Source organism: Streptomyces flaveus (genome assembly GCF_014647675.1).
In the GTDB taxonomy this organism is placed as follows: domain Bacteria; phylum Actinomycetota; class Actinomycetes; order Streptomycetales; family Streptomycetaceae; genus Streptomyces; species Streptomyces flaveus.
In genome coordinates this window covers 80241-88359 of sequence record NZ_BMPQ01000005.1, presented here as the reverse complement: position 1 = coordinate 88359, position 8119 = coordinate 80241, and the positions used below count along the sequence as shown (strand labels likewise).

Below are 8119 nucleotides of genomic sequence, written 5' to 3'. Positions count from 1 at the left end.
CCGACCCGTCTGTGGCCTGTGCCTCCTGGTGGCTGAGCAGGATGCCGACACCGTCCTGGCTGCCGTACAGCGTGATATCGGGAGGAGTCCGGCGGCTGCGGCGGGCCGGTCGACGTCAAGCCGCGCGGCATCGCCTCCCGCGGTACCGGCGGCCGCGCCGCCACTCGGAAGTTGCCGCCAGGGCGCGGCCCAGCCCAGAACCCGCCGTCCAGGCGAAGGCAGCGTGACGTGAACCGGTCCGGCCACGCCGCGTCGCGACCGGGCCGCTACCCCGATATCCGGGCACGCAAGGCCTGGATGAACCAGTCGAGTACCGGTGCCAGGTTTTCCGGGGGCGACCAGCCGTTGATCACTGCGAGCAGCTGAAGGTACCGCTCCCGGTCAGGGTTGTTCGCGGACCTTGCCGCCGGTCTCGCCGACCGGCGGCAAGGGCCACAGCGTCGACCTGCGCGAGCCCACCCGGCGGTTCGCCGGGCCGACAGTCGCGGGGTCTGCGTTCCCGCACGTCACAGCAACCTGACGGAGTCCTACTACTGCTTCGGCCCCCTTTGGCGCGGACACCGGCGGCGGTTCGGTGCGGGCTCCGGCCGCGTGCTGATGGGCCCGTACGACGGTGGAGTCCACCGAGATGTCCCAGTCGATCTCGGCTGCAGCGTCGGCCGCGGCCTGGACCAACTGCAGCAGACGCGTCCAAGTGCCGTCGGCCGACCACATCCGGTGGCGCTCATAGACGGTCTTCCAGGGGCCGAACCGCTCGGGCAGATCCCGCTACTGCACCCCGGTCCGCACCCGGTGCAGGATCCCGTCGATCACCTGCCGGTGATCCCGCCACCGGCCACAACGTCCATTGCTGACCGGCAGGAAAGGCCGCAGCCGTTCCCACTCGGCATCCGTCAGATCACCCCGCCCCATGCCCACAACAACGACCCGGACACGGGGCGGTCACATGATCGCCAGGACAAGTCCTAGCAGAATCGGCCGAGAGGGTCCTCCTCCCCTCCGGCGCCAAGCTGCTGGCCAAGCCCATGATCATTCTCGGCGCCAACCGCTGTACCGATGTTCCCCAAGCCCGCGTTCCAGGCGCTCTCGTGGCTGGCGGCGTCCATGCGACCCATGGTGTCCATGACCGCCTGGTGCAGGGCCTCGAGCCGCTCCGGGCGGGTGCGTCCGGCGGCGTAGAGGAGGGCTCTGCGCAGGCGGGCGAAGCGGAGCGCGATCAGTGCCGTCCAGGGCCGGATGGCGCGAGCACTGGCAGTCCGCGGGATCGGCCACAGCCGCCTATCTGGTGACCTGCGCCGCGATGTTCGGCCTCCACACGGTGCAGTCGTCGCCCGGGACGCTGACCGAGCAGGCCGTGTATCTCAGCGCTGCCGGGCTCGCCGGAATCGGGCGGTTTCTGGTGCTGCGGCTGTACGTGTTCGCCTCAGCTCGTCGTGGTGAAGCCGTTCCTGACCTTGTCGAAGACGGGGCGGAAGGTGGCCCACTGGAGGTCCGGGGCCGAGAGGTAGATGTCGTACTCCTTGGCGCCTTCGCGGCCGTAGCCGAGGTCGATGGCGCGGAACGCCCGGGCGCGGCCCTGGAACGTGAACTCCCATACCGCTGCGGGCTGTCCACGGAACGTGGTCTTCTGCATGCGCAGTTTGCGGTACGAGTTCGGGTAGTTGACCTTGGTGTTGGCCTCGATGGTCTTGAAGTGCTCGACGGGGTGCGAACCGGCGGGATCCACGACGCCGATCGTGATTTCGACCAGCTCGGTCGGGTCGGTGTAGGTGACCCCTTCGGGGGTCTTCCTGTCGAGCTTCCAGCCGTCCGGTACGGGGAAGGCGACGCCGTGCTGCTTGTCGCGGACCATGTGGTATCCCTCGGGCACGGGCGGAGGCTTGTACGGCGGTGCGGCGGTCGGACCGGTGTTCCGCGCGGCGCCGTCGTCCGTCGCCCCGCCGTCGTACGCCGTCGCATAGAGCACGCCTGCGACGGCCGCGCCCGCCACCGTCGCGGCCACGGTGCTCCAGAGCAGGGCGCGGCGCTTGCGGCCCCGGCCACCGGCCCGGCTGCGTTCCCGGCCCCGACCGTTCCCGCCGGTGTCCGTCCTGGTGGGTACGCCCGGAGCGTCCGGCGCGCCCGGCATCTCTGACGCGTCCGGCACGTCCGGCCCCCGGCTCCGACCGGCTGCCGAGCCCGTCCCCGAACCAGAGCCCGTCCCCGAACCAGTCACCGAGCCCGAGCCCGTGCCCGAACCCGTCCGCGTCCCCGAACCCGTTCCCGCGAACGCCGCCGACCGAAGCACCTCCGTCGGCTCCCCCGCCCGTACCGTCCGCAGCGCCCGCTCCGTCTGCTCCGCCGAAGGCCGCTCGTTCGGGTCCTTCACCAGCAACGCCTCGATGAGCGGCTCCAGCGGACCGGCCTGGTCCATCGGCCCCAGGGGGTCGGTGGCGATGGCGTACGCCGTCTCCATCGCCGTGTCCTTGCGGAACGGCGGCCGTCCCTCCACCGCCTGGTGGAGCGTGGCGCCCAGCGCCCACAGGTCCGAGGCCGGGCCGGGGGTGAGGCCCCGCATCCGCTCGGGCGCCATGTAGTCGATCGAACCGACCAACTCGCCGGTCTTCGTCAGCGTCGAGGTGCCGTCCGTCATCGCGATGCCGAAGTCGGTGAGGACCACGCGGCCGTCGGAGGCGAGCAGTACGTTGCCGGGCTTGACGTCGCGGTGGAGCACTCCGGCGGCGTGGGCGGCGCGCAGGGCGGCGATCATGCCGAGGCCGATCCGGGCCGCCTCCGCGGGCGGGAGGGTCTGCTCACTCTTGAGCAGGTCGCCGAGTGTGACCGAGGGTACGTACTCCATGGCGACGCAGGGCAGTCCCTCGTCGTCGACGACGTCGTGCACGACGACCACGTTGGGATGGGCGATACGGGCCGCGCTGCGCGCCTCGCGCCGCATGCGCTCGTACAGCGTGGCGAGTTCCTCGCCGGACAGGTGGTGGTGCGAGTGCAGTCGCTTGAGCGCGATCTGGCGGCCCAGGACCTCGTCCTCGGCGCGCCACACCGTGCCCATGCCGCCCCGGCCGATCCGTTCGACCAGCCGGTATCGCCCGGCAACGAGCCGTCCCTCGTCCGACACCGCCCCGCCTCCGCCAACTTTGCTCACGTACATCACGTTCGATTTGCTTCGACACGATAGCTGTCGTGCATGACGAGGAGAGGGCCGCGCGTACGTGGCCAACAGCACACGAACCTCAGGGCTTCAGAGACCATCAGGGCTTCCGGGACTATCGGGACTCCGCACCCCAAACGACTTGCGCACCCCTCACGACTTCTGCAGCCGCCAGGACTTGTGCACCGCAGCCGCCGGAAACACCCCCCGCACCTCCCACCCGTACCCGCCGCCCCGCGGCCCCGCGTGCAGCTCGCCCCCCAGCGCGGTGACCCGTTCCGTCAGGCCGACCAGGCCGAAGCCGCCGCCGTGTGCGGCGGCCGGGAGCTGGGTGCCGCCCCGTCCGTCGTCCGTCACCCTGACCTCCAGCCGGTCGTGGTCGTGGTCGTGGCGCACGCTCACGGTGATCTCGGTGGCGTCGGACGCGTGCCGACGTACGTTGGTCAGGGCCTCCTGGACGACCCGGAAGGCCGCCGCCTGCACCTCGTGCGGGAGATCGTCGGGGAGTGCGGGATCGCGGTGCAGGGTGACCTGCTGGCCGGGGGCGGCGAAGCGTTCGGTCAGTTCGGTGAGGCCTGCCAGGTCGCCCACCGGGCGGTGGTCGGCCGCCTCGGGCCCGGTGTCGCGGAGTACGCCGACGGTGCGGCGCATCGAGGCCAGGGCCTCCGTGGCCGCGCGTTCGATGCCCGCGAGGACGGGGTCGAGCTCGTCGGGCCGGGTGGCCGCCATCATGCGGGCCATCTGGGTCTGCACCAGGATGCCGGTGACGTGGTGGGCGACGAAGTCGTGCAGATCGGCGGCGATGGCGAAACGCTCGCCCCGGCGGGTCTCGGTGACCGCCACCGTCCTGCGGTAGTCCAGCGTGCGCAGGTAGCCCGCGAGTCCGGCGACCATGCCGATCAGGAACAGCCCCACCACCGCGAACCCCAGCACCTCATCCTGCCCAGGGTCGAAGTAGCGCATCGGCATGACGAGGAGCGTGACGCCGTCCAGTACGGCGCAGGCCAGCACCCGGCGCGGCGGGCAGTGCCGTACGGCGATGAACAGCAGACACAGCAGGATCATCGCCTCGCCCGGACCGAACAAGGTCTCCCAGGGGGCGAGCAGCGCGAGTGCCGTGCAGAGCAGCGACAGGAGGGCGGGAACAGCGGTGCGCACCTGTGGGGTGAGCCACTCCGGCCGGCGCCCGGCCGGCCACAGCACGGCGGCGAGCCCGACGACCAGAAGCACCGCCTCCGGCAAGAGGCTGGGGCCGGAGGTGGCCGCGTACAGCAGGTCGAGGCCCGAAGCCGCGAGCAGGACACCCACGGCGAAGCCCCGGAGGCAGCCACGGGCGGAAGGGGATCTCATGCCGAAAACGGTAGGTGAGGCCGTCGCCGCCGTCCTCGGCCGAACGGCCGAGGAGCCGCCGCGCGGACCGCCCGAACCCTGACCGTTCGGCTGAGGCGCGCGCCCGGGCCCGCGGGCGAGGGTGGAGCCACTTCCTCCCGCCGGCCGACAGAGGTTCCTCTCCTGAGGCCAACTGGGGCTCTATTCCTCCGACTTCAGGAGTACGTGATGCAGCGTAAGTTTCTCGTCGGCGTCATCGGCGGTGCGACGGCCGTGGTCGCCCTGGGCGGTGTCGGCACCTATCTGCTCTCCGGGACCGAGTCGACCACCTCCCTCGACGAATACACCGTGGTGACGGTGGACGGTCACAAGGCTCTGTCGCCGGACATCGTCGCGGGCCGCACCCAGAGCAAGTACAACCCGCTGCCCTGGGTCGGGGAGAAGGTCACCGGCGTGACCTGCCCGACCGGGCTGAAGGCCGTGACCGGGACCAAGGTGACCTGCACCGCCAAGGACGACGCCGGCAAGAGCGTCTCCATCCCCGTGTCCGTGGTGAAGGCGACGGACTCCTCCGTCACCTGGAAGTTCGAGCGCTGAGAAGCCGGCTGAGAGAGGACAGACACATCATGAGCATCGTCCTGGCCGGTCACGGCCTCATCAAGAAGTACGGCTCCACCATGGCTCTCTCGGGCGTGGACGTGGAGGTCCGCGAGCGCGACTCCCTGGCGATCATGGGCCCGTCCGGCTCCGGCAAGTCAACCCTCCTCCATGTCCTGGCCGGGATCATCCGCCCCGACGGCGGCCAGGTGCTGGTGCGTGACGAGCGCATAGACAACCTCGGCGAGAACCGGCTCAGCGCCCTGCGCCGCAAGCGCTTCGGCTTCGTCTTCCAGTTCGGGCAGCTGCTGCCGGAGCTGCCCGCCGAGGAGAACGTCGCCCTGCCGCTGATGCTGGAGGGCGTCCCCCGTAAGGCAGCCGTCGAGCGGGCCCGCCGCTGGTTCGCGCCACTCGGCCTCGAAGGCCTGGAGGGCCGCCGCCCCGGCCAGCTCTCCGGCGGCCAGGCCCAGCGCGTCGCCATCGCCCGCGCGCTCGTCGTCGAACCGGACGTGGTCTTCGCCGACGAGCCGACCGGCGCCCTCGACCAGAACACCAGCACCGAAGTGGTGCAGCTCCTCACCTCCGTCACCCGCTCCCAGGGCGCCGCCCTCGTGATGGTCACGCACGACGCCGACGTCGCCGCCCACTGCCACCGGATCCTCCAGGTACGGGACGGCCGGATCAGCGGCCACAGCCAGTACACGGTCGCCTGACGACCCGGCCCCTTCCTGGATCCCAGCCCGTATCCAGCCAGTACACGGTCGCCCGACCCGGCCCTCCCGGACACAGCCCGGATCCCAGCCAGTACACGGTCGCCCGACCGACCCCCGTCACCACCCTCCCCTCCTCCTCTCCCCTCCCCTCCCGGAGACCTCATGCGTTCCCCTGTCCTGCCCCTGACCTGGCACCTCGCCCGGTCCTCCGGCCGCCGCGGCCTGCAGAGCCAGCTGCTCGCGGCCGGGGCCGCCGCCGTCGGCGCGTTCGTGATGCTGGTGATGGTCGCCGCCGCGCTCGGCTCCGGCGCCCGCGCCGACCACACGACCTGGCGCACCCCGGCGGCCGTACCCGCGAAGGAGGCGACCGCGGTCCAGGCCCTGGCCACGACATACGTACGCGACGAGCCCGTCTCCGTCGTCTCGCTGGCCCAGCTGCCCGGCCGCGGGGCGACCGACGCACCGCCCGGACTGAGCTCGTTCCCGAAGAAGGGCGAGATGTACGTCTCGCCCGCCCTGGCCGAGCTGATGGGGAAGCTGCCCGCCGGCCAACTGGCCGACCGTTTCCCGAAGGTGAAGTCGTACGGCACGATCGGCGCGGCCGGACTGGCCTCGCCCGACGAACTCGTCGCCGTCGTAGGACGTGCCCCGACCGACCCGGCGCTCTCCAAGGCGGCCGACGGCGGCGGCTGGTACGACGCGGGACAGACCGAACGCGCCATGATCTCCGACTTCTCCGCGGCCAAGCCCAAAGCGAGCCTGTTCACCGAGAGCGACCAGGGAGCGGCGTTGCTGGGCGTGGTGCTGCTGGTGATGCCCGTGGTCGTACTGGCCTCCGCGGCCGGGCGGCTGGGCGCGGCCCGGCGCGAACAGCGGCTCGCCGCACTGCGGTTGGCCGGGGCGACCCCGCGGCAGATCCTCGCGATGACCGCCGTCGAGGCGGCGGGCGTCGGCGCGGTCGGCGCCCTGGCGGGCGCGGTCGCGTACGGGGCGCTGCTGCCCGTTCTCGCGGAGATCCCGTACGGCGTCGGCGGCTGGTACACCGGTCAGCTGTGGGTGGGGCTGCCGTGGCTGGCGGCGGTGGTGGCGGCGGTCACCGTCCTCATCACCGTGAGCGCGGTGTCGATGCTGCGCCAGGTGGCGACCTCGCCGCTGGGTGTCGCCCAGGAGTCGAACCCGCGCCGCACCCGCGCGATCCGTCTCGTGCTGTTCGTCGGGGCCCTCATCTACATCTACATGAGCTCGGGCGGCGGCCAGTTGAACACCCGGCAGCTGATCACGCTCCTGATCCTGTTCTACGCCGCGTTCTGGCTGTTCGGCCCGTGGGTCGTGGACCGGCTGGGCCGGATCGTGGCCCGCTTCGCCCGCCGCCCGGCGACCCTGCTGGCCGCACGCAGGCTCAGCGACGACCCGCGCGGCGCCTGGCGCACCGTCAGCGGCCTGGTGCTGGCCGGGTTCGTGGCCGGCTTCTTCTCCGTCAGCCAGCTGGACATCGGCTTCGCCGACACTCCGGGCCAGGTCGGGGTGGTCACCTCGGACGCCACCACAGCCCGCCACACAGCCACCGAGGCCCGTACGCTGCTGCGCGAGGCGGGCATCCAGGCGAAGGTCACGATCCCGGGCGACGACAACTTCGACACCGTGCTGCGCGGCTATGAGGGCGTGATCGCCCACGTCACCGGCGGCCCCGAGCAGATCGACGCCGCCGTCACCGCCCTGACACCCGTCGCAGCGGGCCGCCTCCCCCTCACCCAGGACTACGTGAACGCGAGCGACGACACGATCACCGACCGCGTCGCCGCGGCCAGCACCGCCACCCTGGCCCTGAGCTTCCTCATCGCCACCGCCTCCGCCGGCCTCACCGCCGCGGCGAACGTCCTGGACCGCCGCCGCGTGTACGGCCTGCTGCGGCTGTCCGGCACCCCGCTCCGTACCTTGGACCGCGCCAGGATCCGCGAAACGGTCCTCCCCCTGGTCGTCCTGGCCGGCGGCACCACGGGGATGGGTGTCTACGGCGCCTACCAGCTCAACAAGCTGGCCGACTCCACCATCAACACCTCCGGCGCCATCCAGCTCACCGTCTGCGTACTCCTCGGCGCGCTGGCGATGTTCGCGGCGATCAGCGGCAGCAGGCCACTGCTGCGGAGGGTCACGGCGAATCCGGCGCAGACCGCCGACTGACGGTTCGCGGACGGCGTGGGGTCCGGGTCGTCGACCCGGGCCTCGGCCGCATCCGATCGCGGAGCCGCGTCCGATCGCGGACACGAACATAGGTACGGGTACTCAGGCGGCAGCCGCTCCCCGACGGCATGGTTGACCTCAACAAACCGAG

5 protein-coding genes and 2 pseudogenes are annotated in these 8119 nt (G+C 71.7%); 4 read left to right on the top strand and 3 right to left on the bottom strand.

Going from position 1 to position 8119, the window contains the following annotated elements; translation table 11 throughout:
- Positions 1-558: 558 nt before the first annotated feature.
- A pseudogene (locus IEZ21_RS12325) lies at positions 559-912 on the bottom strand (IS5 family transposase); the annotation flags it as partial.
- 316 nt (positions 913-1228) lie between these two features.
- Between IEZ21_RS12325 and IEZ21_RS47520 the strand changes: the two are divergent.
- Positions 1229-1432 (top strand): annotated as a pseudogene (locus IEZ21_RS47520) (hypothetical protein); the annotation flags it as partial.
- Here the strand turns inward: IEZ21_RS47520 and IEZ21_RS12320 are convergent.
- Both IEZ21_RS12320 and IEZ21_RS12315 read right to left on the bottom strand, forming a co-directional pair.
- Positions 1424-3115 carry a serine/threonine-protein kinase gene (locus IEZ21_RS12320; protein WP_189322254.1) on the bottom strand — a complete coding sequence of 564 codons (1692 nt, stop codon included), beginning with the start codon at positions 3113-3115 and terminating at the stop codon, positions 1424-1426. The pseudogene IEZ21_RS47520 and the gene IEZ21_RS12320 sit on opposite strands and share 9 nt — an antisense overlap.
- 186 nt (positions 3116-3301) lie before the next feature.
- A complete protein-coding gene (locus IEZ21_RS12315; RefSeq protein ID WP_189321926.1) occupies positions 3302-4498 on the bottom strand; it encodes a sensor histidine kinase in 1197 nt (398 codons plus the stop codon).
- A 207-nt stretch (positions 4499-4705) separates the two neighbouring features.
- Between IEZ21_RS12315 and IEZ21_RS12310 the strand changes: the two genes are divergently transcribed.
- From IEZ21_RS12310 to IEZ21_RS12300, 3 genes are all read left to right on the top strand, one after another.
- Positions 4706-5074 carry a DUF4333 domain-containing protein gene (locus tag IEZ21_RS12310; RefSeq protein WP_189321925.1) on the top strand — a complete coding sequence of 123 codons (369 nt, stop codon included), beginning with the start codon at positions 4706-4708 and terminating at the stop codon, positions 5072-5074.
- Positions 5075-5103: 29 nt separating this feature from the next.
- Positions 5104-5787, top strand: a complete 684-nt coding sequence (locus tag IEZ21_RS12305; protein WP_189321924.1) for an ABC transporter ATP-binding protein — start codon at positions 5104-5106, stop codon at positions 5785-5787.
- A 162-nt stretch (positions 5788-5949) separates the two neighbouring features.
- Positions 5950-7968, top strand: a complete 2019-nt coding sequence (locus tag IEZ21_RS12300) for an FtsX-like permease family protein (protein WP_189321923.1) — start codon at positions 5950-5952, stop codon at positions 7966-7968.
- The last annotated feature ends 151 nt before the right edge of the window (positions 7969-8119 follow it).